The sequence below is a fragment of the Erwinia papayae genome (assembly GCF_058241465.1).
Window position 1 is genome coordinate 1,447,297 of sequence record NZ_JBZCHT010000013.1, and the last position, 24,000, is coordinate 1,471,296.

Consider the following 24,000-nt stretch of genomic DNA (forward strand, 5'->3'; position numbering starts at 1 on the left):
TTTTTTTCATAAAAATAGATGGTAATTATCTATTCATGAATCTATTCATATAACTATTCAGAATGAGTGATATCGACGCACTGTTACTGCAAGGCCCGATGGATGCGGCTGCACTGATGGCCCGTCTGGGCGTCAGTCAGGCTACGCTCTCGCGACTGATTTCAGCTCAGCCACAGGTGCTGAAATATGGACGTGCCCGTGCCACACGTTATGCGCTGCTACGTCCATTGCGGGGCGAAAGCAGCTTTCCGTTGTGGCAGGTGGATGAACAGGGGCGGGCAAATCGCGCCGGGCAGCTTTACAGCGTCTGGCCTGCGGGCAGCTGCGTTGTGCAGCAGCGTGATGGCAGCTGGCAACATTTCGCGGGCATGCCGTGGTATCTCAGTGACATGCGACCACAGGGCTTCCTCGGCAGGGCGTGGGGGCGGGAGTGCGCGCGGCAGCTTGACCTGCCGGAAGATGTTCGCCAGTGGAGTGATGAGCATCTGCTGATGGCGCTGACCTCATACGGCAGCGACCTTTCAGGCAACTGGCTGGCGGGTCAGCAAAGTTATCAGCGTTGGCTGCAACAGCCGGAGCCAGAGCCTGTGACCCGGCAGGAAAAGGCCGAAGCCTGGCCTCTGCTGGCTCAGAAGGTGCTGGCAGGGGAAGAAATTGGATCGTCAGCCGGGGGAGAGCAGCCTAAATTCACCTGTTATGCCGAACAGCACTCAGGTGAAAATGCGCATCTGCTGGTGAAATTCACGCCAGCACAGCGTAACGATAACAGCCAGCGCTGGTGTGATTTGTTAAAAGCGGAAGCACTGGCATTACAGCTATTGGCCGGGGCGGGAATGGCTGCGGCCAGGGCCAGTATCACCACGCTGGAAAGTGGTCAGGTGTTCCTTGAAGTGGTGCGTTTTGACCGTGCAGGTGCGCACGGCAGGCGCGGGCTGGTGTCTCTTGAAGCAGTGCAGGCAGAGTTTTATGGTGCGCAACAGCGCTGGCCTCAGGCGTTGCAGGCGCTGCTGGCGCAGAAAAAAATCTCGTCCGAGGATGCAGCGCGCGGAACGCTACAATGGGCGTTTGGCCGCCTGACCGCCAATGGCGATATGCACAGCGGCAATCTGGCCTTTTTCCCCACGTCGCCCCGGCTGACCCTGACCCCGGCGTATGACATGCTGCCGATGAGCCTGGCCCCCAACAGCGCGGGGTTCATGCGCGATACGGTGCCGGTCATTGCGCTGGATGCCAGCGTGTCCGGAACCCTCTGGCGACAGGCGATGCCGCTGGCGCAACGTTACTGGCAAACCATTGCTGATTCAGACGCGTGGAGTGAGGGGTTCCGGCAACTGGCGGGCGATATGCTGCAGACGCTGAAGGCGCTGTTACCGCAAATTGAGCGGATGGCCTGAGCGCAACGGTTTGATCTGCCACGCTGTCCGTTATCCTCAAATGGCGCATAACGTGCGGGCGATGAGCCGATGGTCAAAGCTGAAGGCTGATTTATTAGTCATGTCGGGCGCAGCGCGCAGGCGCTTCATTTGCCGCGTGAGCGCTGCTGTTCTTCGCGCCGTGCTGGTCGTCTGTACCAGTAACGGCGAAGGGCGCTGGGTTACGGTTTTTCCTGGCGGTCGGCGGGCGTCTCGCTACTGTCGGCGTTATCTTCCTGCACCGGTTTGTTCGCCGTCAGCAGGAAGGGGGATTGCTGCCAGCGGGTGCGGCGGTTACGCAGTAAGGTCCGGCTGAGGATGATGCCAATCGCCAGCGCCAGCAACATCATCAGCCGCAGAATGTTGGTGGTGTTGTCTACCTGGCGGGATTCCGTCACCAGAACGTGGGTATCCAGCGTGACGCGCAGAAAACCACGTGGCCCTTCAGGGCTGTTCAGCGGTTCAACCAGTTGATGGTTAAAGTAGCTGCCGGCCCGCTGACCATCCAGCGCCAGCCGGTCACGCACGCCTATCGTCTCGCCGCTGTGCGCCAGCAGCGCACCATTGTCGTCATAAACCGATGCATCCAGAATGCGGCTGTCGTGGGTTAACTGGCTGAGGATGTCTTCGATTTTCTGCCGGTTATCGTCACCGTTTTCCATCAGCGGCGTCAGGCTGAACGCCACCTGGCGGGTCAGGGTACGGGCGAGTTCCTCCACCTGCCCGGAGCGCGCCATCTGGTGACCCAGGCTGAACCAGGAGGCACCCTGCATCAGCACCACCAGCAGAGCCAGGCAGATTAAGACGATTGCCGTGCGGTGCAGACGAAATTTTAGTTTGGCCTTTGCCATCTTTATCCTTCACAAAATATGGTCGAACCGCCGTCCGTATTGACGCTTTATGTTGCCAGAAGCGGGCCTGACAGGGTAGCCTCTTGCGTGGTTAAAATGTCCTTACAGGAGCTGTAATGCCTAATAGTCTGACCTGGTGCGACCTGCCATCCGATATCTCACTCTGGCCGGTTTTACCCCTTTCTCTCAGCGGGGATGAAGTGATGCCGCTGGACTACCGCGCCGGTCATACTGGCTGGCTGCTGTACGGGCGCAGGCTGGATAAAAGCAGTCTCACGGCGTTACAGCATCAGTTGGGTGCCGCGCTGGTGATCGTCAGCGCCTGGCAGGTGGAAGATTATCATGTGGTGCGGCTGGCCGGTTCGCTGACGCCGCAGGCAACCCGTCTGGCGCATGAGGCGGGTCTGGACGTGGCCCCGCTGGGACACATTCCTCACCTGAAAACGCCCGGTCTGCTGGTGATGGATATGGACTCCACCGCCATTGAAATCGAGTGCATCGATGAGATTGCTCGCCTGGCGGGCAGCGGTGACCGGGTGGCAGATGTCACCGAGCGGGCGATGCGGGGCGAGCTGGATTTTGCCGCCAGTCTGCGTGAGCGCGTGGCGACGCTGAAAGATGCCGATGCCGGTATTCTGAAACAGGTGCGCGACCGTCTGCCGCTGATGCCGGGGCTGGTTTCGCTGGTGCAAAAACTCCATGCGCTGGGCTGGCATGTGGCCATCGCCTCTGGCGGCTTTACTTATTTTGCGGAATATCTGCGCGATACCCTGCACCTGTCTGCCGTGGTGGCGAATCAGCTGGAAATCCGCGATGGCAAACTGACCGGAGAGGTGCTGGGTGATATCGTCGATGCGCAGTATAAAGCGGATACCCTGCAAAAGCTGGCCGAAAGCTTTGAGATAGCCCCGGAGCAAACGGTGGCGATTGGCGACGGCGCGAATGATTTGCTGATGATTCAGGCTGCTGCGCTGGGTATCGCCTATCACGCCAAACCGAAAGTGAATGAAAAAACTGAAGTTATTATCCGTCATGCCGATTTAATGGGGGTGCTCTGTATCCTCAGCGGCAGCCTGATCCACGAAGAGCGTTAAGGGGTAGCTTTGGCCAAAGCGGCAAAACGCGCCTTTGTCTGTAACGAATGCGGCGCAGATTATCCTCGCTGGCAGGGGCAGTGCAGTGCCTGTCACGCCTGGAATACCATCACCGAGGTACGGCTGGCGGCTTCGCCCGCAGCGGCACGTAACGAGCGGCTTTCGGGCTATGCCGGCAGTGCCGGTGTCAGTCGGGTGCAGAAGCTGTCAGAGGTCAGCCTTGAGGCGATGCCCCGTTTCAGCACCGGTTTTAAAGAGTTCGACCGGGTGTTAGGCGGCGGTGTGGTGCCTGGCAGTGCGATTCTGATCGGCGGAAACCCCGGCGCGGGCAAAAGTACTCTGCTGTTGCAAACCCTGTGCAAACTGGCCGAAGGAATGAAAACCCTTTACGTCACCGGCGAAGAGTCGCTGCAACAGGTGGCAATGCGCGCGCATCGGCTGGGCCTGCCGACAGAAAATCTCAATATGCTGTCGGAAACCAGCATTGAGCAGATCTGCCTGATTGCCGAACAGGAACAGCCGAAGCTGATGGTGATTGATTCCATCCAGGTGATGCACATGGCGGATATCCAGTCATCTCCCGGCAGCGTGGCGCAGGTGCGTGAAACCGCCGCTTATCTGACCCGCTTTGCCAAGACGCGCGGCGTGGCCATAGTGATGGTGGGGCATGTGAGCAAAGATGGTTCGCTGGCGGGTCCCAAGGTGCTGGAGCACTGCATTGACTGCTCGGTGCTGCTGGATGGTGATGCCGATTCCCGCTTCCGTACCCTGCGCAGCCATAAAAACCGTTTTGGGGCGGTCAATGAGCTGGGGGTGTTTGCTATGACCGAGCAGGGCCTGCGCGAGGTCAACAATCCTTCCGCCATCTTCTTAAGCCGTGGTGAGGAGATCACCTCCGGTAGCTCGGTAATGGTGCTGTGGGAAGGAACGCGACCGCTGCTGGTGGAGATTCAGGCGCTGGTTGACCATTCGATGATGGGTAATCCGAGGCGCGTGGCGGTCGGGCTGGAACAGAACCGCCTGGCGATCCTGCTGGCGGTGCTGCACCGGCATGGCGGTCTGCAAATGGCGGATCAGGATGTTTTTGTTAACGTGGTTGGCGGCGTGAAGGTTAGCGAAACCAGCGCCGATCTGGCGCTGATGCTGTCGATGGTTTCCAGCCTGCGTGATCGTCCTTTACCTCAGGACCTGGTGGTATTTGGTGAGGTCGGGCTGGCCGGCGAAATCAGGCCGGTGCCCAGCGGCCAGGAGCGCATTTCTGAGGCAGCGAAACATGGCTTTCGCCGGGCGATTGTGCCTGCGGCCAATGTACCAAAGAAAATGCCGGAAAATATGAAGGTATACGGGGTGAAGAAGCTGGCCGATGCCCTTTCTGTTCTGGATGAGCTTTAAGGGTTCCAGTAGTAAGAGATGCTGTGCCTTCGGTTATGCCGCTGATTTGACGTAACATCATCACATAACTAAAATTTATTCGCCCTTTATGCAGGAGGCATCTGATGTCGTCTTTTGAGTACCTGAAAAACGCGATTCGCCAGCAGGGCTGCACCTTGCAGCAGGTGGCTGATGCCAGTGACATGACCAAGGGCTATCTCAGCCAGTTGCTGAACGCCAAAATTAAAAGCCCCAGCGCGAAAAAGCTGGAAGCCCTACACCGTTTTCTTGGGCTGGAATTTCCGCGTCGGGAAAAAACGGTTGGCGTGGTTTTTGGCAAATTTTATCCGTTGCACACCGGCCATATTTATCTGATCCAGCGCGCCTGTAGCCAGGTGGATGAGCTGCATATCGTCATGGGCTACGATGAATCACGCGACCGTAAGCTGTTTGAAGACAGCGCCATGTCACAGCAGCCGACGGTGAGCGATCGCCTGCGCTGGCTGCTGCAAACCTTCAAATATCAGAAGAACATTCGTATCCATGCTTTCAATGAAGAAGGGATGGAGCCATATCCGCACGGCTGGGATGTCTGGAGCCGTGGCATTAACGAATTTATGCTGAATCACGGCATCGTACCGAACCGGGTTTATACCAGCGAAGAGCCGGACGCACCGCAGTACCAGCAGCATCTGGGGATTGATACGGTGCTGATCGATCCGAAGCGCTCATTTATGAATATCAGCGGTACGCAGATCCGCCAGGATCCGTTCCGTTACTGGGAATATATTCCGACCGAAGTGAAGCCGTTCTTTGTGCGCACGGTGGCGATCCTTGGCGGTGAGTCGAGCGGTAAATCAACGTTGGTCAACAAGCTGGCTAACATTTTCAACACCACCAGCGCATGGGAGTTTGGCCGTGATTATGTCTTCTCCCATCTGGGCGGCGACGAGATGGCGCTGCAATATTCCGACTATGACAAAATCGCGCTGGGTCAGGCGCAGTATATTGATTTTGCAGTAAAATATGCCAACAAAGTGGCCTTTATCGATACTGACTTTGTCACCACACAGGCTTTCTGTAAAAAATATGAAGGCCGTGAGCATCCTTTCGTACAGGCGCTGATCGACGAGTATCGTTTCGACCTGGTGATCCTGGTAGAGAACAATGTGCCGTGGGTGGCTGACGGCCTGCGCAGCCTGGGCAGCTCGGTGGATCGCAAAGAGTTTCAGGCATTGCTGGTGTCGATGCTGGAGGAAAATAACATCACTTATCAGCATGTTGAGCAGGACAACTACGACGCGCGTTTTCTGCGCTGTGTCGATCTGGTGAAAGAGATGTTGGGGGCGTGAATCGCCCCCGTTGACGGTCAGTATGTGACCACCACCTTACCTCGCATATGGCCGTCCAGTACCAGGCGGTGCGCTTCAGTCAGGTTTTCCACGCTCAGTCCGTGCAGCGTTTTACTGAGCGATGTCGTGATTTTCCCTTCGTCCAGCAGTGTCGCGGTCTGATGCAGAATGTCACCCTGACGGCTGATATCCGGCGTGGTGAACATACTGCGGGTGAACATAAATTCAAAATGCAGTGAGGCGCTTTTCAGCTTCATCTGTTCCATATTCAGGGGATGCTCATTTTCCACGATGGTGCAGATATGTCCCTGTGGGGCAATCAACTTTGCCATCGTCTCCCAGTGGCCATCGGTATCATTCAGACAAAAAATATAATCCACCTGTTTCAGGCCGTGTTTCTCCAGCTCTGCGGGCATATCTTTGTAATCAATCACCATGTCAGCTCCACGATCCTTACACCATTGTGCTGAGTCGGGACGCGATGCGGTGGCGATGATGGTGACCTTGCTGTGCAGCCGGGCGAAAGGAATGGCCAGCGAGCCAACCCCGCCCGCACCGCCGACGATCAGTAAGGTTTTGCCTTCCTCAGCCTGGTCGATATGCAGCCGGTCAAACAACCCTTCCCACGCGGTGAGCGCGGTCAGCGGGATGGCCGCTGCCTCTGCCCAGTTCAGCGAGGTGGGTTTGTGGCTGACGATGCGCGCATCCACTAATTGCTGGCTGCTGTTACTGCCCGGACGGGTGATGTCCCCCGCATAGTAAACTTCGTCGCCAGGCCTGAAATCACTGACTTTACTGCCCACTTCCAGTACCACGCCGCTGGCATCCCAACCCAGAATACGCGGCTGTTGCAGACCACTCTTTTGTACACCCTTGTGCACTTTGGTATCCACCGGATTGACCGAGGCTGCGCGCACTTCCACCCGCAGATCGTAGTCGCCTGGAATGCAATTTTTTGCTTGAAATTCAAAAAATTGCTCCGGTTTTTCTGGATTAACAGCAATTGCTTTGATTGTCATAGCGTATCTCCTTTGAGGTGTGTTATTCAGTGTAGAACCTCAGCGGACCGCTGATAATCCGTATAATGACTAACTAAGTGTTCGTTTCAGGTGAACAATAATGTTTAAACAACTCCAGGATATGGCGCTCTTCGCGCTGGTGGTTGAGTGCGGCAGTTTTACCGGTGCTGCCCGACGGGCTGAGTTGCCGAAATCCAGCGTCAGCCAGCGCATCAGCCAGCTTGAACAGGCGCTGGGGCTCCGCCTGCTTAATCGCACCACCCGCCAGCTAAACCTGACCTTTGCCGGAGAGCGCTACCTGGTGCATTGCCAGGAGATGTTGCAGGCCAGTGAAAGAGCCGCGATGGCAATTGAGCGCCTGCGGGATAATCCCAGTGGCCGGTTACGTATCACTTCCCCAGCGGGGATTGGGGCGACGCTGCTGGCAAGGCTTAACGCCGCTTTTCAGCAGGCTTATCCGGATGTCACGCTGGAGGTGGCAGTTTCTGATGAGATGCAGGACCTGGTGCAGGATGGTTATGATATCGCCCTGCGCACCGGTGAACCGCAGGACTCATCGCTGATTGGGCGGCGAATTGGCTACAGCGAACGGCTACTGGTGGCCTCTGCCGACTATCTGGCTAAGTATCCGCCGATTACGCATCCACAGCAGCTGGCAGAACATCACTGCATTGCTCATCAGGCATGGGGCGAGTGGCTGTTGAAAAAGGGAGAAGAGTATTTTCGCTGGCTGCTGCCGTCCATCCATATGACCAATAATCTGGTTTATGCCCGTGAATGTGCGCTGAAAGACGGAGGCATTACCCTGTTGCCGCGCTTTCTCAGTGATGAGCTGCTGTCAGAGAAAAAGCTGGTGGAGGTGTTGCCGGAGTGGACGGTAGGCGGCAATGAACTCTGGCTGGTTTACCCCAGTCGTAAGCTTAACTCGCCTGCGCTGATCAGTTTTATTGATTATGCTATGCAGTCACCGATACTGCGGGAATTTTATCAATAAGTGCAGGATGTGGGGAAAGGGCATCAGTGAAGGCACAAAGGATGAAAAAAGGCGGGAGAAGCTCTCCCGCCGGATAGGTTACTTAATCATACGTTTGTATTTAATACGTTTTGGCTCCAGGGCATCGGCCCCCAGCGTACGCTTCTTATACTCTTCGTATTCGGTAAAGTTTCCTTCGAAAAATTCGATTTTGCCCTCATCCTGGTAGTCGAGGATGTGGGTGGCGATACGGTCAAGGAACCAGCGGTCATGCGAGATAACCATCGCACAGCCCGGAAACTCCAGCAGGGCGTTTTCCAGCGCGCGCAGGGTTTCAATGTCCAGGTCGTTGGTCGGTTCATCAAGCAGCAGCATGTTGCCGCCAACCTGCAACAGTTTCGCCAGGTGCAGACGACCACGCTCACCACCGGAGAGTTCACCCACGCGCTTGCCCTGATCGACGCCTTTGAAGTTAAAGCGCCCGACGTAGGCACGGCTTGGCATTTCAGTGGTGCCGATGCGCATGATGTCCTGCCCGCCGGACACCTCTTCCCAGACGGTTTTGCCGTTGTCCATGCTGTCACGGAACTGATCGACCGACGCCAGTTTGACGGTTTCACCCAGCACAATGCTGCCGGAATCCGGCTGTTCCTGGCCTGACATCATGCGGAACAGCGTGGATTTACCCGCGCCGTTAGGGCCGATAATCCCGACAATCGCACCTTTCGGCACGGAAAAGGAGAGATCGTCAATCAGTACGCGGTCACCATAGGACTTACGCAGGTTGCTGACTTCCACCACTTTGTCACCCAGACGCGCGCCCGGTGGAATAAACAGTTCGTTGGTTTCGTTACGCTTCTGATATTCGGTGCTGTTAAGTTCTTCAAAGCGTGCCAGGCGGGCCTTGCCTTTTGACTGACGGCCTTTGGTGCCCTGACGAACCCACTCCAGCTCTTTCTCGATGGATTTACGGCGGGCCGCTTCGCTGGAGGCTTCCTGCGCCAGACGGGCATCTTTCTGTTCCAGCCAGGAGGAGTAGTTACCCTCCCACGGGATCCCCTCGCCACGGTCCAGCTCCAGGATCCAGCCTGCCACATTATCCAGGAAGTAACGGTCGTGGGTGATAGCTACTACAGTCCCTTCAAAGTCGTGCAGGAAGCGCTCCAGCCACGCCACGGATTCTGCATCCAGGTGGTTGGTCGGTTCGTCGAGCAGCAGCATATCGGGTTTTTCCAACAGCAGACGGCACAGCGCAACGCGACGACGTTCACCACCGGAAAGATTGGCAATTTTAGCCTCCCAGTCCGGCAGGCGCAGCGCGTCGGCGGCACGCTCCAGCTGGGTATTGAGGTTGTGGCCATCGTGCGCCTGAATAATCTCTTCCAGCCGTCCCTGTTCAGCCGCCAGCTTATCGAAATCGGCGTCCTCTTCGGCATAAAGTGCATACACTTCATCCAGACGCTTCAGCGCGCCCACCACTTCGGCCAGCGCTTCTTCCACCGACTCACGCACGGTGTGTTCAAGGTTAAGCTGCGGCTCCTGCGGCAGGTAGCCGATTTTAATGCCGGGCTGCGGGCGCGCTTCCCCTTCGATATCCTTGTCGATACCGGCCATGATGCGCAGCAGGGTGGATTTCCCTGCGCCATTCAGACCCAGTACGCCGATTTTGGCACCGGGAAAAAAGCTCAGGGAGATATTTTTCAGGATATGGCGTTTCGGCGGAACCACCTTGCCGACGCGATGCATACTGTAGACGAATTGAGCCACGTAGGATAAGCCTCTTGCTGTCTGATAATAAGATGTAAACCGGGGCATCTGTTACCCACTCAGGGGACGAAGTTTAGCTGGTTTCACCAGGTAATCACAGTCGCAGAACGTGATGACCGCAGGATAACCAGGCCATTTGTGTTTGCCGCCGCTAAGCGGTGAGCTGGGAAAAAGTCGAACGGACGGGTGGCTGCCTCAGTGGTTCAAAGATGTTGATGAACCACGCCGGATTGCTGCAAGCGCAGGCTGAGCGCTGCGGGCGCGGCTTCATCGCTGACAAATCGGGTAAAAAGGTCGAGATCGCCAATCCGCACAGGCAGCACCTTGCCAAATTTGCTGCTGTCAGCCACCAGAATTTTTTGTCGTGCGCGCAGCAGGGCCTGATGTTTCATCGCCAGCTCGTTAAGGTTGTAACAGGTTGCGCCCTGATCGGCATCAATACCCGCCGCAGAGATAAAGGCTTTGTCCGGACAAAGATTGTCCAGCACGGAGCCCTGGCCCAGCGGCGTGAAAACCGCATTGTCACTGTGAAATTCGCCGCCGTTAAGAAACACCTGGCAGGCGGGCTTCTCTTTCAACGCCAGAAAGGTATTCATCGCGCAGCAGACCGCGACAAATTCCAGGCGATCGTCAATGGCATCAATCATCCACGGCAGGGTGGTGCCGCAGTCAAAAAACACCGTGTCGCCGGGGTCGATTAAGGTGGCGGCCAGCTGGCCCAGCCGGCGCTTCTTCTCCACATTGTGCGTTTGCTTCTCGGAAACAAAATAGTGTCCGTGACTGTTTTTTGCACTGCTGACAATATAGCCGCCAAGGAGTGACACCACGGCACCTGTCTCACTAAGATCGCGACGGATGGTCATCTCAGAGACGCTCAGCAGTTGGGCCGCCTCTCTGAGGTGGATTTTGTCGGTGCGTTGCAGCGCGAGCGCCAGTTTTTTTATGCGTTCATCGCGACGGGTTTCCATCTTTCTGCTTCCTGATTGATTGATAGCGGTTCCTGCCGGAAACCAGCCACAATTGAAGGCGTTGCGTACGTCAGGCAGGGAATGCATCTTAACCGCAAAAATTGCGCTGCCGCAAACGGCCCGGCAGGTTGCAGCATGGCTGTTGCAATCAGGGTTACCGCTGACAGGCAGATAACTGTGACGACGATCAATTCCCGCAAGGTTCATCAATCGACGTTTTTAATACTAGTATGGTAGTTTAAGGGCGACTTTTTCAGCTCAGGATAATGACTATGCAATTTACAATGCGTTGGTTTGGACCAGAGGAAGACCGTATCCCTCTGGAGCATATGCGGCAGGTGCCCGGTGTCGAAGGCGTGGTCGGGGCGCTGTACGATGTGCCGGTCGGCGAGGTCTGGCCGGAAGATAAAATTACGCAGCTGGTGGGCTTTGCTCATCAGGCCGGTCTGCAAATGGAAGTGATCGAGAGCGTCAATATTCATGATGACATCAAAATCGGCTGCGCCTCGCGCGATCGCTATATTGCAAATTATCAGCAAACCATTCGTAACCTGGCGAAACAGGGTATCAAAGTCATCTGTTATAACTTTATGCCGGTGTTCGACTGGATGAAGACCGACATGAACTACGTGCTGCCCGATGGTTCGCTGACCATGGCTTTTGAGAAAAAGGGTATTGATAAGAGCCTGGAAGAGGTGGTGCAGGAGGTGCTGGAGAGTGCCAACGGCTTTGCGCTGCCGGGCTGGGAACCGGAGCGACTGGCGAAAGTTAAAGAGCTTTTTGCCCGCTATCAGGATGTGGATGAAACAAAGCTGCGTGACAATCTGGCTTATTTTCTGCGGGCGGTGATCCCGGTCTGTGAAGAGGTGGGCATTAAAATGGCCATCCATCCTGACGATCCGCCTTATTCCATTTTTGGCCTGCCGCGTATCGTGAAGAACCGTGACGATCTTGACTGGATATGTCGGGCGGTGGATTCAGAGGCTAACGGTATTACCCTGTGTACCGGGTCGATCGCCGAAGATCCTGATAACGATGTGTATGCCATTCTGGCTGAATTTACCCGACGTAAACGCATTCCTTTTGCCCATGTGCGTAACATCAAGCTGATCCAGGATAAGGATTTTTATGAGTGCGCACACCCCACGCAATATGGTTCGCTGGATATGTTTCGGGTGATGAAGGCGCTGTATGACAACGGTTTTGACGGTTATATTCGCCCGGATCACGGACGTTTTATCTGGGGAGAAACCGGCCGTCCCGGCTATGGTCTGTATGACCGGGCGTTAGGGGTGACCTATTTGCTGGGGCTGTGGGAAGCCTTACAACATAACTGAAAAAGCGCGTGGCAGGCAGCGGCATTGTTGTTTGCCATCACTGAATAATACTTTCATACAGGGAATGATATGACACCTTTTATTGCTCTTTTCTGGGTGCTGGTAGGGATAGCTCTGCTTATTTTACTTAATCTCAGATTTAAAGTTCATAATATTTTTGCTTTGCTGATTGCAGGTATTTTTATTGCCATCATGGAAGGTATCCCCGTTAATAAAATAGTACCCATTGTCCAGCAAGGACTGGGTAGTATTATGGGGCATCTGGCACTAATTATTATCTTCGGTGCAATTATTGGTAAATTCATGACCGACTCAGGAGCCAGCCAGCAGATTGCTGACACCGTCATCAAAAAATGCGGTACGCGGTTTCTTCCGGTCGGTTTAATGTTTATCGGTGTGGTATTTGGTATTGCGATGTTTTATGAGGTCGCTTTTCTGATTGCCATGCCGCTGGTGATGAATATTGCTAAAAAAGCCAATATTCCCTATATGAAGCTGGTTGTCCCAACGGTGGTAGGTGCCACGATGGGACATAGCCTGTTTCCCCCTCAGCCTGGGCCGGTCGCGCTGGTGGGGGTCTTCAATGCCGATATTGTGCAGGTCTATATTTATGGTGCAATTGTTCTGATCCCTTCTCTGTTCTGTGCGGGTATTTTGCTGCCCCGATTGCTACCGGGAATTTCCCGCATCCCTCTGAATTCGATGATTAAACCCGTCGATGAAAAACCCGCAGAAAAGTTACCCTCTTTTTTTATCAGCATGATGATCCCGCTGATCCCGGCGGTATTAATGATCGTGGCGTCAATTGTTAAACCGATCATGGGCAAAACATCCAGATCCGGTCAGCTGTGTGATTTTCTGGGTAGTGCCGAAATCAGTATGCTGTTGGCCACTATGGCTGCCATCTGGTTTCTTGGCTTACGTCGTGGCATTACAACCCGCGATATTTCACACAGCGTCAGTGATGCTATTTCGCGTATTGCCAACGTGCTGTTTGTGATCAGTGCCGGTGGCATTATTAAGCAGGTGATTATTGAATCCGGGGTAGGCGACCATATTGTCGAGGTGATGAGTGGTGTCAGCTTGTCACCGTTTATCATCGCGTGGATCATTACCGCGATTATTCGCATCCTGACCGGGCAGGGAGCGGTGGCGGCGATCACCTCTGCGGGTATTGTGGCTCCGATGATCGACGCTTTTCATCTCAATCCGGCACTGATGGTGCTGGCCGTGGCCTGCGGCAGCAATACCATTACGCTGATGTATGATGGCGGTTTTCTGCTATTTAAGGAGACGTTTGGTATATCGATGAAGGATACCTTCAAAACCTGGGGATTATTAGAATTGATTAATTCCGTGATCGGTTTACTTGCGGTTATTGCGCTGAGTGGGCTGGTTTAATTCTGTGTTTAAAAGCAGTGGTGATAAGAATAGTGGTTATCACCACATGGTTTTCGCTGGCGTCGAAAGCATCGACGCTACGGATGTGGTGAGAGTATGGGGTTCGCAGTTGTGCGCAGGAAGGATTGGCGATCCCAGCGTCTGTTATCGCCCGCCATGGCAACAGAGAGTTCTGTTTAACAGAGCGATGATTCGGGTTAAAGCTAGCCTGCTCAATTCCGGTGAAGCAGCCAGGGGGCGAAAAAATTAATGCTCTCCACCTGCCAGCGTTGATTATCGCAGGGGAGCTATTACCAGCGTCTGCTGCTGTCCACCGGAAAGATCGCCGCCGCGCCGCTGTTTCATCTCTTTCAGCATCGTGAACAGTTGCCAGATCTCCTCCGGCATCTGTCTGGCCTGCTCCCTGGAAAAATGTGCCAGCCCCATCAGCACTGCGCCTGCGGTCTTGAGTCTGGCGACGGCAGAGGCATCCACTGCGGCCTGATAGGTGAACGCCGGACAGGCGGCGGTGGTCAGCCCGCCCGCCACTTCAATATTGTCTTTGACGGCAAAGGGCACGCCAAACAGCGGCAGTGACGGGATGATTATGCTTACCGCCAGAGGCGGGTCAGCCGTTTTTCCATCTCAACAATCAGGAACAGCACGGCTCCGACCGCGAGGGGGATCAGCCACCAGCTCAGCGGCAGCGGGACGGTGCCGAACAGGCTGTTCATAAATGGCAGGCAGATAATCGCCAGTTGCAGCAGCACCAGTACACCCGTCACCAGCCACATCCCCCGGTTTTGCAGCAGCCCACGGTTGAGCGAGAAGTGCCTGTTATCCCGGCAGTTCAGCATGTATACCCACTGGGCGGTGACCAGCGTTTGTAACAGTACGGTACGAATAAATTCAACGCTGTAGCCACGGGATTGCAGCCAGGCTTCCAGCATAAAAGCGCTGAGCGCAATCAGTATGCCGACAAAACCTACCCGCCAGAGTGCCCTGGCGTCCATTACCGGTTTTCTGACATCCCGCGGCGCGCGGCGCATCACGTTTTTATCCGCTTTTTCAAACACTAATCCGAAAGAGAGGGTGGCAGAGGTAGCCATATTCATCCACAGGATTTGCACCGGCGTCAATGGCAGCAGGTTGCCCATCAGTATGGCAATTACAATCAGCAGGCCCTGCGCCAGACTGGTTGGCATAATAAACAGGATGGTTTTTTTCAGGTTATCCCAGACGCGGCGGCCTTCCTTCACCGCGTTGGCGATAGTGGCGAAGTTGTCATCGGTCAGGATCATATCGGCGGCTTCTTTGGTGACCTCCGTCCCTTTGATGCCCATTGCAATGCCGACATCCGCCTGTTTCAGGGCCGGGGCATCGTTGACCCCGTCGCCGGTCATCCCCACTACTTCGCCCCGATCCTGTAGCGCTTTAACCAGTCGCAGCTTATGTTGCGGGCTGGTGCGGGCGAAAATGTCATAACGCGCGGCAGCGCTGGCCAGTTCGCCGTCGGTCATGTGCTCCAGCTGATAACCGGTAAGCGCGTTACGGCCGTCACCGATGCCCAGCATCCTGCCTATCGCCATGGCGGTTTCCTGATGATCGCCGGTGATCATCTTTACCCGGATACCGGCCTGGTGGCACTCGGCTATCGCCTGCACGGCTTCCGGGCGCGGAGGGTCCATCATCGCGGCGATGCCGCAGAAGATCAGGCCGCTTTGCAGGCATGGGTGGCTCAGTGCGGGCTGGTTGTCCTCTGTCGGTTTGCAGGCGCTGGCGACCATGCGCAGACCTTCGCGGGCGTAGCGGTCGATCTCCTCCTGCCAGTATTGGTAATCCAGCGGTGTGATACCTTCAGGTGTCAGCTGGTGTTGGCACAACTTCAACAGCACGTCCGGCGCGCCGGTGACGATGATACGCTCTTCACCGGCAATCTGATGATGCGTTGCCATGTATTTCCAGGCTGAATCAAAAGGGATTTTATCTTTTAACTGTGTCACCTGCTCTGGCAACCGGCCTTTTGCTGCCAGCACTTTCAGCGCCCCGGCGGTAGGGCCACCGGTAATGTCCCAGTGTCCCTTCGCATCCCGGATCAGCGCACTTTCATTACACAGGTCAACGTTGCGCAAAAAGCGAGTGAGCAGCGGGTGGGCAGCGGGATCCACCGCTCTCCCGTCCTCAGTAAGAAAACCGCCCTCGGGACAATAGCTGTTACCTTCGACCCGCAGATTGCCGCCGACCAGCAGCACGGCTTTCACCGTCATTTCATTCATGGTCAGCGTCCCGGTTTTGTCACTGCATATTACGGTCATCGCACCCAGGGTTTCGACGGTGGGCAGTTTGCGGATAATTGCCCGCTTACGCGCCATCGCCTGGACGCCAAACGACAGGATAATCGAGATGATAGCGGGCAGTCCTTACGGCACTGCCGCCACGGCCAGCCCAATCAGTGACAGCAGCAGCTCGCCCATCGGCATGTCGCGTAACAGCAGTGAGAAGATAAACAGCGCGGCCATCATCACCAGAATGCTGAGGAAGATGGTGTGGCCCAGTTTATCCATCTGCACCAGTAACGGCGTACGCTGTGGCTGGATGTCAGCCATCATATGGTTGATCTGGCCCAGTTCGGTGTCAGCCCCGGTGGCAATGACAACCCCGGTGCCGCTGCCTGAACTGACGGTGGTGCCGGAAAAGGCCAGATTATCGCGATCGCCAGGCATCACTTCGGTGTCAATTGCCCCGGTCTGTTTGATGATGGCGGTGGATTCGCCGGTCAGGATCGCCTCTTCCACTTGCAGATTGTGGGCTTCAATCAGACGTAAATCCGCCGGGATACGATCCCCTGCACGCAGAATGACAATATCCCCCGGCACCAGCTGGCTGGCGTCAAGCGTCTGAATCTGGTTGTCACGCATCACCTGGGCCATGGCGGGCAACATGCTCTCAATGCTTTTCAGTGATTTTTCAGCGTTGTTTTCCTGTACAAAGCCAATCAGTCCATTAATCAACGCCACGCCGAGGATGACGGCAGTATCCAGCCAGTGGCCCATAACGGCGGTCAACAGCGCAGCAGCCAGTAGTACGTACATCAGTACGTCGTTAAAATGGGCCAGAAAGCGTAGCAGGGCGCTTTTTGCCGGGCGTTGCGGCAATCGGTTCGGACCATGCGTGGTGAAGCGTCGTTGCGCTTCTGTGGCAGACAGGCCGCCGGGTGTACTTTTTAACCGCTTCAGCACGGTTGCGCTGTCATAACGATACCAGTCTATCTGGTCTGTGGGGTCTGGCGTCAGTCGCGACATAAATATTCCTTCAGCAAGCATTTGATTCAGTGTTGATTAATGCGGTCTATGCTGAAGGAGGTATACAAAGCGCTTATTGATCGTTTCCAGCAATTGAGCAGACTCATTTCACAATATGCTGCTGGTTTAATGGCAGTTTAGAGAGGGATGGTTGCGTAAATATTGGTGCTGAACATAGCCGTATCGGCTGAGTCCCGGTAGCATGAGGCCAGGGCAACTGGATAATTGAGGGTTTAACGTGGGGAAAGTCATGGTGGACAAGTGGCAGTTGTGGATGGCGGGTGTGTGTTTAAGTGTCGTTACCGCTTCGGTTCAGGCGGATTCGCTGGATGCCCAGCGCGGTCGCTATTTGCAGGCCAGGCAGGCCTGGGACAGCAATCAGATGGATACCGTCGCGCAACTGATGCCGACGCTGCGTGACTACCCGCTTTATCCCTACCTTGAATATCGCCAGCTGACCCAGGATCTGGATCAGGAGAGCGGGTTTGTGGTCAAAGACTTCATCAAAAAATACCCGACTTTACCCCCGGTGCGTTCTCTCTCTGCTCGCTTTGTTAATGAGCTGGCACGGCGCCAGGACTGGCGTGGTTTACTGGTGTTCAGCCCGGAAGCCCCCGAACCGGTTGCGGCCCGTTGTAACTGGTATTACGCCAAATGGGCGACCGGTCAGCAGCAGGTCGCCTGGGATGGCGCCAAAGCTATCTGGTTGCGTGGAACGGCCACCCCGGCCACATGCGAAAAACTGTTCAGCGTCTGGCAGGCGGCGGGCGAGCAGACCCCCATTACTACCTTGGAACGCATCCGTCTGGCGATGAAAGAGGGCAACGCCAGCCTGGTGAATTCTCTGGCAAAACAGCTGCCTGCTGATTATCAGACCATTGCCGATGCGGTAACAGATTTGCAGAATAACCCGCAAAATGTTGAAGCCTTCGCCCGTAATGTCGGCCCGACGGATTTTACCCGCCAGGCGACGTCGCTGGCTTTTGCCCGGGTTGCGCGGGATAACGCTGAGAATGCGCGGATGCTGATCCCGTCACTGGTCCGTCTGCAAAAGATGACGGAGCAGGACGAGCAGGAACTGAATGAAGCCGTTGCCTGGCGTCTGATGGGGAACGATATCACCCCGGAACAGGCCCGCTGGCGTGACAATGTGGTGATGCGCAGTGATTCTACCTCGCTGATTGAACGTCGGGTGAGAATGTCACTCGGTAATAACGACCGACACGGCCTGAATACCTGGATCGCCCGCCTGCCGGTGGAAGCTAAACAGAAAGATGAGTGGCAATACTGGCAGGCCGACCTGCTGATGGCGCAGGGGCGCAGTGAGGAAGCGGAAAAGATCCTGCGCAGGCTGATGCAGGAGCGCGGCTTCTATCCGATGGTGGCTGCGCAGCGCCTTGGCGTTGACTACAAGATGCAGGTGGACAAAGCGCCGGAGCCGGAAGGCAGTCTGATTCAGGGGCCGGAAATTGCCCGGGTGCGTGAGCTGATGTACTGGGGGATGGATAACCTGGCCCGCTCGGAGTGGAGCTATCTGGTAGGCAGTAAAACTACCAGTCAGCAACAGCAGCTGGCGCGCTATGCTGCTGAGCAAAACTGGTGGGACCTGAGCGTTCAGGCGACCATTACCGGCAAATTATGGAACAGTTTGCAGGAGCGTTTCCCGCTGGCCTGGCAGGATCAGTTCAATCGCTACACTGCCGGAAAGGCGATTCCGGTCAGCTATGCCATGGCGATTGCCCGTCAGGAGAGCGCGTGGAATCCAAAAGCCCGGTCACCGGTTGGCGCTTCCGGCCTGATGCAGGTGATGCCTGCCACCGCGCAACACACGGTGAAGCTCTACAGCCTGGCGGGATACAGCAACAGCAGCCAGCTGCTGGATGCGGAAACCAATATTCAGGTTGGTACTCAGTATCTGGAGTCGGTTTATCAGCAGTTTGGTCAGAACCGTATTTTCTCGTCGGTAGCCTATAATGCGGGACCGTCACGCGTCAGAACCTGGCTTGGCAACAGCGCAGGGCGTCTGGACCCGGTGGCGTTTATCGAAACCATTCCGTTCTCGGAAACGCGTGGCTACGTTAAAAACGTACTGGCCTACGACGTTTACTACCGCCATTTTATGGGGAAACCAGACAAAATCCTGTCTGACAGTGAGTGGCAGCGTCACTACTGATTCGACGGGGGCTGTGATATGCTGTTGTACTAGTCAATGAGTATGGACCGTACATGAGCGAATCTTCAGCCCCCGTTACTACAGAACCGCACAACGAAGAGTGGCAGCGTTTTGTGGCGCTGCTGCAACATGCCTGCCTCAACGATCTGCATCTGCCGTTGCTCCAACTGATGACCACCCCTGATGAGCGTGAAGCCCTGGGCACGCGTCTGCGCATTGTTGAAGAGTTAATGCGTGGTGAACTCAGCCAGCGTGAGCTAAAAAACGATCTGGGGGTGGGCATCGCGACCATTACCCGTGGATCCAACAGCCTGAAAAGTGCGCCGCCGGCACTGAAGGCGTGGTTGGCGGCGCAGTTACTGGATAGCTCAGGGCAGGATTGACGGGGCGTCGTCCTGCTGATAGACAGCGTTATGGAACGGGCAGAGGGCCAGAATAAGCGCCTGATGGTAAACGCTGGTGCGGGTCAGTTTTCCGGCGGTAAATATGCCAATAGCGCCGCCCTGCTGTTTGATATTCTCAATGCCGGTCAGACGCGCCATCTCCTCACCCAGTTCACGTCCGGCACGAATGCCTTTCATCACGGCGGCAGGCAGGGTAAAACTGGCAGAACGTGATTCGCCGCGCAGGCGGTGGTTTTCCACCACTATCCAGGCGAAGGCCGTGTCCTCTTCGATACCGGCTTCAATTGCTACCCAGAAATCCGCCTCCGGCCTGACTTGTCGGGCGTTCATTACCCGCTGACGTGCGCCGGTTCGTGTTTCTGTGTTGCTGAGCGGTTGCAGAGCGACGCCGCTGTCGACCACCACCCCCTCGATATGGCAGGATCCTTCTCCGAAAATATCGCTGAATGCCTGAGAGATGGCGTTAATTTTGGCTGGATTGCTGGTGGCAGCGACGACATGGTACATAATTATCTGAACCTTCTACGCAAATTTGTCGCAGTATAACGGAAAAAAGTCATGTTACAGGTTTATCTTGTTCGCCACGGAGAGACGGTCTGGAATGCAGCGCGTCGCCTTCAGGGACAGTCAGACAGCGCTCTGACGGAAAAGGGAGAGCAGCAGGCATATCAGGTTGCTGAGCGCATGAAACACCTCGGTATCACCCATATTATTTCCAGCGACCTGGGGCGTACGCAGCGTACCGCAGCCATTATCGCCGATGCCTGTGGCTGCGAGGTGCGGCTTGACCCTCGGCTGCGTGAGTTAAATATGGGGGTGCTTGAACAGAGAGCGCTGGAGTCGCTGAGCGCAGAGGAAGAGAGCTGGCGTAAAACGCTGGTGGATGGCACGGAAAATGGTCGCATTCCCGAAGGTGAGTCAATGGCGGAGCTGGCTGCAAGAATGCACGAGGCGCTTAACGCCTGTTTGCATCTGCCCGCCGGAAGTCTGCCGTTGCTGGTCAGTCACGGTATGGCGCTGGGTGTGCTGATCAGTATCATGCTGGGGTTACCGGCGCATGCCGAACGCCGTTTACGGTTGCGTAACTGTTCGATTTCTCGCGTCGATCACCAGCACAGCGGCTGGCTGGCTTCAGGTTGGGTGGTTGAAACGGCTGGCGATGTGTCACATCTGGATCTTCCCGCACTTGATGAACTGCAACGCTGAGATGATTGCTGGCAGGGTGAGTGCTTTGTCACCCTGCCGGGGCGATTTGGCGGAGGTATCAGGCCGATTTCGCGTCGTTTACCGGACGGATGGGAATCAGATATTCACAGCGTATTTCCGTCGGGGGTTCAGCACGTTTCTTGCCGCCGTGGGTGTAAAAACGTTCGATATCCTGCCCGTGGCGGCGTGTCAGCTGTAGTGTTGGCATGCAGGTACCGTAAAGCAGCAGGATAAACTCCTGTAAGCCAGTTCGTGGCCCCTGATAGGTGAACTGGACATACTCTCCCCCCTCCAGCAACACCGTCTGCGTAGCTGGCATTGGCTGCGAAAGCTGTTCGGCAGGGACTGCGGTGGTGTAGAGGATTTCCTGCTCGTCGTCTTTTTCCATGCTGGGACGTGACTGATGCAGACCGTACAACACCGGTGGGATCATATCGGTTTCGGTCAAAAACTGTCGCCAGAAATGCAGGCGCATTTCATCACGGAAGCTGGATATTTGTTCCAGAGTACAGGTGTAGCTCTGCGTCTGCCCGGTCAGCACCATTTCCGGCAGGGTAACGTAACGCGGCTCAGGCACGCTAAATTCACCTAACCTGATAGGTGGACGTAGCCCAAAAGCGTTCCAGTCTGATGCGCGGCGATAATATGCCGGTGTCAGATTGAACTGTTTTTTAAAGGCGCGGGTAAATGTCTGTTGCGAGTCAAAACGGTACTGCAAGGCGATATCCAGAATCGGGCGGCTGGTCAGACGAAGCGCTACGGCCGCTTTTGACAGGCGACGTGCCGCGAATGTATGCACCAATAGCGTGATCGGTGACTTCCTTGAACATTCTTTGTAAATGCCATTTTGAATAGCCCGCCTTGGCCGCCACGTTGTCCAGTGAAAGTGGCTGGTCAAGGTGGCTTTCAAGCCAGGCCAGCAAATCGCGAATGATACCGGCTTGATCCATAAATCGTCCTCATCCTGTTTAAATTGAAGCCGGGGGAAACAATTTCACACCAGTCTTTACTACGCAATCCATTCCAGCCGGGTATTTGTGCTATAAATTGCGTGTCAAACCTGGGGTATGTGCTGTCGACCCGACGGAGAGTGAAAGTAATAACTTACAATTTCATCTATTTTCTTAGCAACGGTAACTCTATGACAATAAAAAAATTGTTAATAGTCACGTCTGTAATTATCTCGTCCCTTTCCGCCCACGCAGAGGTGGTCGGTTCTGTCGATACGGTATTTAAAGTATTTGGTCCGGACCATAAGATCGTTGTCGAGGCGTTCGACGATCCGGACGTCAGTAATGTCACCTGCTACATCAGCAGGGCTAAAACCGGTGGCATCAAAGGAGGGCTGGGACTGGCTGAAGATACCTCAGACGCAGCGATCTCTTGTCAGCAGGTTGGCCCGGTGCAACTCAGCGACAAGATAGCTCAGGGTAAGGCAGAAGGTGAAGTGGTATTTCGTAAGCGAACTTCACTGGTTTTCAAAAAGCTGCAAGTGGTACGGTTTTACGATAAAAAACGTAACGCGTTAATTTATCTGAGTTATTCTGATAAAGTCGTGGATGGATCGCCAAAGAATGCGCTGAGTGCCGTGCCAATCATGCCATGGAATAAATAATCTGAAAATAAAAAGGGCCGCTGTCGGCCCTTTTTATTGCGCTGACCCGATCAGTCCTGAAGATCGCCACAAAAACGGTAACCTTCGCCGTGAATGGTGGCGATAATTTCCGGCGTATCCGGCGTTGACTCAAAATGCTTACGAATACGACGGATGGTGACATCTACGGTACGGTCGTGAGGTTTAAGCTCGCGGCCCGTCATCTTTTTTAACAGGTCTGCGCGGGTCTGAATTTTGCCCGGATTTTCACAGAAGTGCAGCATCGCGCGGAACTCGCTGCGCGGTAGCTTGTATTGCTCACCCTGAGGACTGATCAGTGAGCGGCTGTTAATATCCAGCTCCCAACCGTTAAAGCGATAGCTTTCAACCAGTTTACGTTCTTCACTCTGTGGAGCAAGATTCATGGTGCGGGACAGCAAATTACGGGCGCGTATTGTCAGCTCACGCGGATTAAACGGTTTGGTTATGTAATCGTCTGCACCAATTTCCAGACCGAGAATTTTATCAACTTCGTTATCACGACCTGTCAGAAACATCAGTGCGACATTAGCTTGTTCACGCAATTCACGCGCCAGCAGCAGCCCGTTTTTTCCGGGCAGATTGATATCCATAATTACCAGGTTGACGTCATTCTCCGTCAGAACCTGATGCATCTCTGCGCCATCCGTAGCTTCATAAACCATGTAGCCTTCGGCCTCAAAAATACTTTTGAGAGTATTACGAGTAACTAATTCGTCTTCAACGATAAGTATGTGCGGGGTCTGCATGTGTTCGCTACCTAAATTGCCAACAAAACGATATGGGACATACAGCTGATAACTTCCTGATGCAAACAGGCATGAAATTTGTGACTCGCTACAGCTGTACAGAATATGTTCCAGAGCTATCAAAGACTGGGTGGCGTTGTGTAAACCAACAATAGCCTGCCCGTCACGTCAAGATGAAAAATGGCGTATATCCTAACGTCATTAACAGCAACATAACAGCACAAGGTTGGTGTAACAGGCAATAAATAAGACTTAATTGACTTATATCAAATCAATTGTAGCACGTTAACAGGCAGATGAAAAACTCTTATCAAAATGCCAGCTTAGCTCACAAAGTTGATTATCTGCCCTCTAATCATTGGCCCTGTAATTGACTGGAGTAGACCAGGTATTTAACATTTCTTAATTGATTGAAGAGAATAAGATTATAGAAAGATAAATGCCTTTATCTCTGATTTAAGAGAAATAATGTCATAGCTTTCAAATATATTTATATTAACGATTTTAGCGTGTTATGAATATGTTAAATTTATTGATTGTTTTTCATTTTTATGACGGGCCGTTTTACTGTTAAAGGAATTTGTTCATATGGCGTAAAACTGTTCATTTATTTGCTCAGACCGTTAACTCAACATGGCATTTAACTCATGCGACAAAGAGTGATGAATGAATAATGGTTATTAACTGACCTTTGTTGGTGAACATCAAACCTACTATTACCGCACGTGGTTGGTCATTGTGCTGGCGGAGATGATGTCGGTGGTCGATTCTCCTCTGAGGGACTGTACCAGTCGGCACTTGAAGAGCGGTGATGACATCACGTGAAGGATTGGAAAATGCCTGCCGGAAGAAAAAATAAGTCAGTGGCCGGCAACCAGTATCGGTTATCTCCGCAAAAAAAGTTCTGGTGAGAAAATCTGGATATTTTTTTAAACGCAGGAAAAAACGCTATCGAATGGCCGGATCAACACGCGATCAGATCTGTTTTTTCCCTGAATCCCTGGTGGGC

Annotated in this window: 18 protein-coding genes and 3 pseudogenes; 12 read left to right on the forward strand and 9 right to left on the reverse strand. The window is 54.4% G+C overall.

What is annotated here, in order from left to right; all coding sequences use genetic code 11:
• Positions 1–62: 62 nt before the first annotated feature.
• On the forward strand, positions 63–1,394 hold the full coding sequence (gene yjjJ / locus AC3RPL_RS22925) for a type II toxin-antitoxin system HipA family toxin YjjJ (protein ID WP_490741655.1): 1,332 nt from the start codon (positions 63–65) through the stop codon (positions 1,392–1,394).
• Between the two features lie 200 nt (positions 1,395–1,594).
• Here the strand turns inward: yjjJ and AC3RPL_RS22930 are convergent, their stop codons facing one another.
• A complete protein-coding gene (locus tag AC3RPL_RS22930) occupies positions 1,595–2,263 on the reverse strand; it encodes a YtjB family periplasmic protein (RefSeq protein WP_490741656.1) in 669 nt (222 codons plus the stop codon).
• A 116-nt stretch (positions 2,264–2,379) separates the two neighbouring features.
• Here AC3RPL_RS22930 and serB point away from each other — a divergent pair, with 116 nt between their 5' ends.
• The 3 genes from serB (at position 2,380) to nadR (ending at position 6,080) form a co-directional block, all read left to right on the forward strand.
• A complete protein-coding gene (gene serB / locus AC3RPL_RS22935; RefSeq protein WP_490741657.1) occupies positions 2,380–3,357 on the forward strand; it encodes a phosphoserine phosphatase in 978 nt (325 codons plus the stop codon).
• 9 nt (positions 3,358–3,366) lie between these two features.
• The gene (radA, locus tag AC3RPL_RS22940) at positions 3,367–4,749 is read left to right on the forward strand and encodes a DNA repair protein RadA (RefSeq protein ID WP_490741658.1); all 1,383 of its coding nucleotides are present in this window, start codon (positions 3,367–3,369) and stop codon (positions 4,747–4,749) included.
• Positions 4,750–4,853: 104 nt separating this feature from the next.
• Positions 4,854–6,080 carry a multifunctional transcriptional regulator/nicotinamide-nucleotide adenylyltransferase/ribosylnicotinamide kinase NadR gene (nadR, locus tag AC3RPL_RS22945; RefSeq protein WP_490741659.1) on the forward strand — a complete coding sequence of 409 codons (1,227 nt, stop codon included), beginning with the start codon at positions 4,854–4,856 and terminating at the stop codon, positions 6,078–6,080.
• A gap of 17 nt (positions 6,081–6,097) precedes the next feature.
• Here the strand turns inward: nadR and AC3RPL_RS22950 are convergent, their stop codons facing one another.
• A complete protein-coding gene (locus tag AC3RPL_RS22950) occupies positions 6,098–7,099 on the reverse strand; it encodes a zinc-binding alcohol dehydrogenase family protein (protein ID WP_490741660.1) in 1,002 nt (333 codons plus the stop codon).
• Positions 7,100–7,196: 97 nt separating this feature from the next.
• On the opposite strand from AC3RPL_RS22950, the gene AC3RPL_RS22955 reads away from it, so the two are divergent.
• Entirely contained in the window at positions 7,197–8,093 is an 897-nt protein-coding gene (locus AC3RPL_RS22955) for a LysR family transcriptional regulator (protein WP_490742119.1), read from the forward strand.
• A gap of 78 nt (positions 8,094–8,171) precedes the next feature.
• On the opposite strand, the gene ettA is transcribed toward AC3RPL_RS22955, so the two are convergent.
• Together ettA and deoR are read right to left on the reverse strand one after the other, a co-directional pair.
• The gene (ettA, locus tag AC3RPL_RS22960; RefSeq protein ID WP_071995046.1) at positions 8,172–9,839 is read right to left on the reverse strand and encodes an energy-dependent translational throttle protein EttA; all 1,668 of its coding nucleotides are present in this window, start codon (positions 9,837–9,839) and stop codon (positions 8,172–8,174) included.
• Positions 9,840–10,042: 203 nt separating this feature from the next.
• A complete protein-coding gene (gene deoR, locus AC3RPL_RS22965) occupies positions 10,043–10,807 on the reverse strand; it encodes a DNA-binding transcriptional repressor DeoR (RefSeq protein ID WP_490741661.1) in 765 nt (254 codons plus the stop codon).
• A gap of 272 nt (positions 10,808–11,079) precedes the next feature.
• On the opposite strand from deoR, the gene uxuA reads away from it, so the two are divergent.
• From uxuA to AC3RPL_RS22980, 3 genes are all read left to right on the forward strand, one after another.
• A complete protein-coding gene (uxuA, locus tag AC3RPL_RS22970; RefSeq protein WP_490741662.1) occupies positions 11,080–12,144 on the forward strand; it encodes a mannonate dehydratase in 1,065 nt (354 codons plus the stop codon).
• Positions 12,145–12,213: 69 nt separating this feature from the next.
• Positions 12,214–13,545 carry a gluconate:H+ symporter gene (locus AC3RPL_RS22975; protein ID WP_490741663.1) on the forward strand — a complete coding sequence of 444 codons (1,332 nt, stop codon included), beginning with the start codon at positions 12,214–12,216 and terminating at the stop codon, positions 13,543–13,545.
• Between the two features lie 4 nt (positions 13,546–13,549).
• A complete protein-coding gene (locus AC3RPL_RS22980; protein ID WP_490741664.1) occupies positions 13,550–13,795 on the forward strand; it encodes a hypothetical protein in 246 nt (81 codons plus the stop codon).
• Between the two features lie 38 nt (positions 13,796–13,833).
• Here the strand turns inward: AC3RPL_RS22980 and AC3RPL_RS22985 are convergent.
• A pseudogene (locus tag AC3RPL_RS22985) lies at positions 13,834–14,145 on the reverse strand (amidase family protein); the annotation flags it as partial.
• Positions 14,136–16,826 (reverse strand): annotated as a pseudogene (locus tag AC3RPL_RS22990) (cation-transporting P-type ATPase). The pseudogenes AC3RPL_RS22990 and AC3RPL_RS22985, both read right to left, overlap by 10 nt.
• 250 nt (positions 16,827–17,076) lie before the next feature.
• Here AC3RPL_RS22990 and sltY point away from each other — a divergent pair.
• Together sltY and trpR are read left to right on the forward strand one after the other, a co-directional pair.
• A complete protein-coding gene (sltY, locus tag AC3RPL_RS22995; RefSeq protein ID WP_490741665.1) occupies positions 17,077–18,999 on the forward strand; it encodes a murein transglycosylase in 1,923 nt (640 codons plus the stop codon).
• A 53-nt stretch (positions 19,000–19,052) separates the two neighbouring features.
• Positions 19,053–19,382 carry a trp operon repressor gene (gene trpR, locus AC3RPL_RS23000; protein ID WP_490741666.1) on the forward strand — a complete coding sequence of 110 codons (330 nt, stop codon included), beginning with the start codon at positions 19,053–19,055 and terminating at the stop codon, positions 19,380–19,382.
• Here trpR and yjjX read toward each other — a convergent pair.
• Positions 19,368–19,910 (reverse strand): inosine/xanthosine triphosphatase, encoded by a 543-nt coding sequence (yjjX, locus tag AC3RPL_RS23005; protein ID WP_261644268.1) that lies wholly within the window; start codon positions 19,908–19,910, stop codon positions 19,368–19,370. The two genes, trpR and yjjX, sit on opposite strands and share 15 nt — an antisense overlap.
• 51 nt (positions 19,911–19,961) lie before the next feature.
• On the opposite strand from yjjX, the gene gpmB reads away from it, so the two are divergent.
• Positions 19,962–20,609: a 2,3-diphosphoglycerate-dependent phosphoglycerate mutase GpmB gene (gpmB, locus tag AC3RPL_RS23010; RefSeq protein WP_490741667.1), complete on the forward strand. Its 648-nt coding sequence runs from the start codon at positions 19,962–19,964 to the stop codon at positions 20,607–20,609.
• A gap of 58 nt (positions 20,610–20,667) precedes the next feature.
• On the opposite strand, the pseudogene robA reads toward gpmB, so the two are convergent.
• Positions 20,668–21,559: pseudogene (gene robA, locus AC3RPL_RS23015) on the reverse strand (MDR efflux pump AcrAB transcriptional activator RobA).
• A 191-nt stretch (positions 21,560–21,750) separates the two neighbouring features.
• Here robA and creA point away from each other — a divergent pair.
• The gene (gene creA / locus AC3RPL_RS23020; RefSeq protein WP_490741668.1) at positions 21,751–22,224 is read left to right on the forward strand and encodes a protein CreA; all 474 of its coding nucleotides are present in this window, start codon (positions 21,751–21,753) and stop codon (positions 22,222–22,224) included.
• Between the two features lie 50 nt (positions 22,225–22,274).
• On the opposite strand, the gene arcA is transcribed toward creA, so the two are convergent.
• On the reverse strand, positions 22,275–22,991 hold the full coding sequence (gene arcA, locus AC3RPL_RS23025; protein WP_034936458.1) for a two-component system response regulator ArcA: 717 nt from the start codon (positions 22,989–22,991) through the stop codon (positions 22,275–22,277).
• Positions 22,992–24,000 lie beyond the last annotated feature (1,009 nt).

Excerpts from the sequence above, each read along its gene's own strand:
- yjjJ (WP_490741655.1), top strand. The coding sequence starts at position 63 with ATGAGTGATATCGACGCACTGTTACTGCAAGGCCCGATGGATGCGGCT.
- AC3RPL_RS22930 (WP_490741656.1), bottom strand. The coding sequence starts at position 2,263 with ATGGCAAAGGCCAAACTAAAATTTCGTCTGCACCGCACGGCAATCGTC.
- serB (WP_490741657.1), top strand. The coding sequence starts at position 2,380 with ATGCCTAATAGTCTGACCTGGTGCGACCTGCCATCCGATATCTCACTC.
- nadR (WP_490741659.1), top strand. The coding sequence starts at position 4,854 with ATGTCGTCTTTTGAGTACCTGAAAAACGCGATTCGCCAGCAGGGCTGC.
- AC3RPL_RS22950 (WP_490741660.1), bottom strand. The coding sequence starts at position 7,099 with ATGACAATCAAAGCAATTGCTGTTAATCCAGAAAAACCGGAGCAATTT.
- deoR (WP_490741661.1), bottom strand. The coding sequence starts at position 10,807 with ATGGAAACCCGTCGCGATGAACGCATAAAAAAACTGGCGCTCGCGCTG.
- uxuA (WP_490741662.1), top strand. The coding sequence starts at position 11,080 with ATGCAATTTACAATGCGTTGGTTTGGACCAGAGGAAGACCGTATCCCT.
- AC3RPL_RS22975 (WP_490741663.1), top strand. The coding sequence starts at position 12,214 with ATGACACCTTTTATTGCTCTTTTCTGGGTGCTGGTAGGGATAGCTCTG.
- sltY (WP_490741665.1), top strand. The coding sequence starts at position 17,077 with ATGGTGGACAAGTGGCAGTTGTGGATGGCGGGTGTGTGTTTAAGTGTC.
- trpR (WP_490741666.1), top strand. The coding sequence starts at position 19,053 with ATGAGCGAATCTTCAGCCCCCGTTACTACAGAACCGCACAACGAAGAG.
- yjjX (WP_261644268.1), bottom strand. The coding sequence starts at position 19,910 with ATGTACCATGTCGTCGCTGCCACCAGCAATCCAGCCAAAATTAACGCC.
- gpmB (WP_490741667.1), top strand. The coding sequence starts at position 19,962 with ATGTTACAGGTTTATCTTGTTCGCCACGGAGAGACGGTCTGGAATGCA.
- creA (WP_490741668.1), top strand. The coding sequence starts at position 21,751 with ATGACAATAAAAAAATTGTTAATAGTCACGTCTGTAATTATCTCGTCC.
- arcA (WP_034936458.1), bottom strand. The coding sequence starts at position 22,991 with ATGCAGACCCCGCACATACTTATCGTTGAAGACGAATTAGTTACTCGT.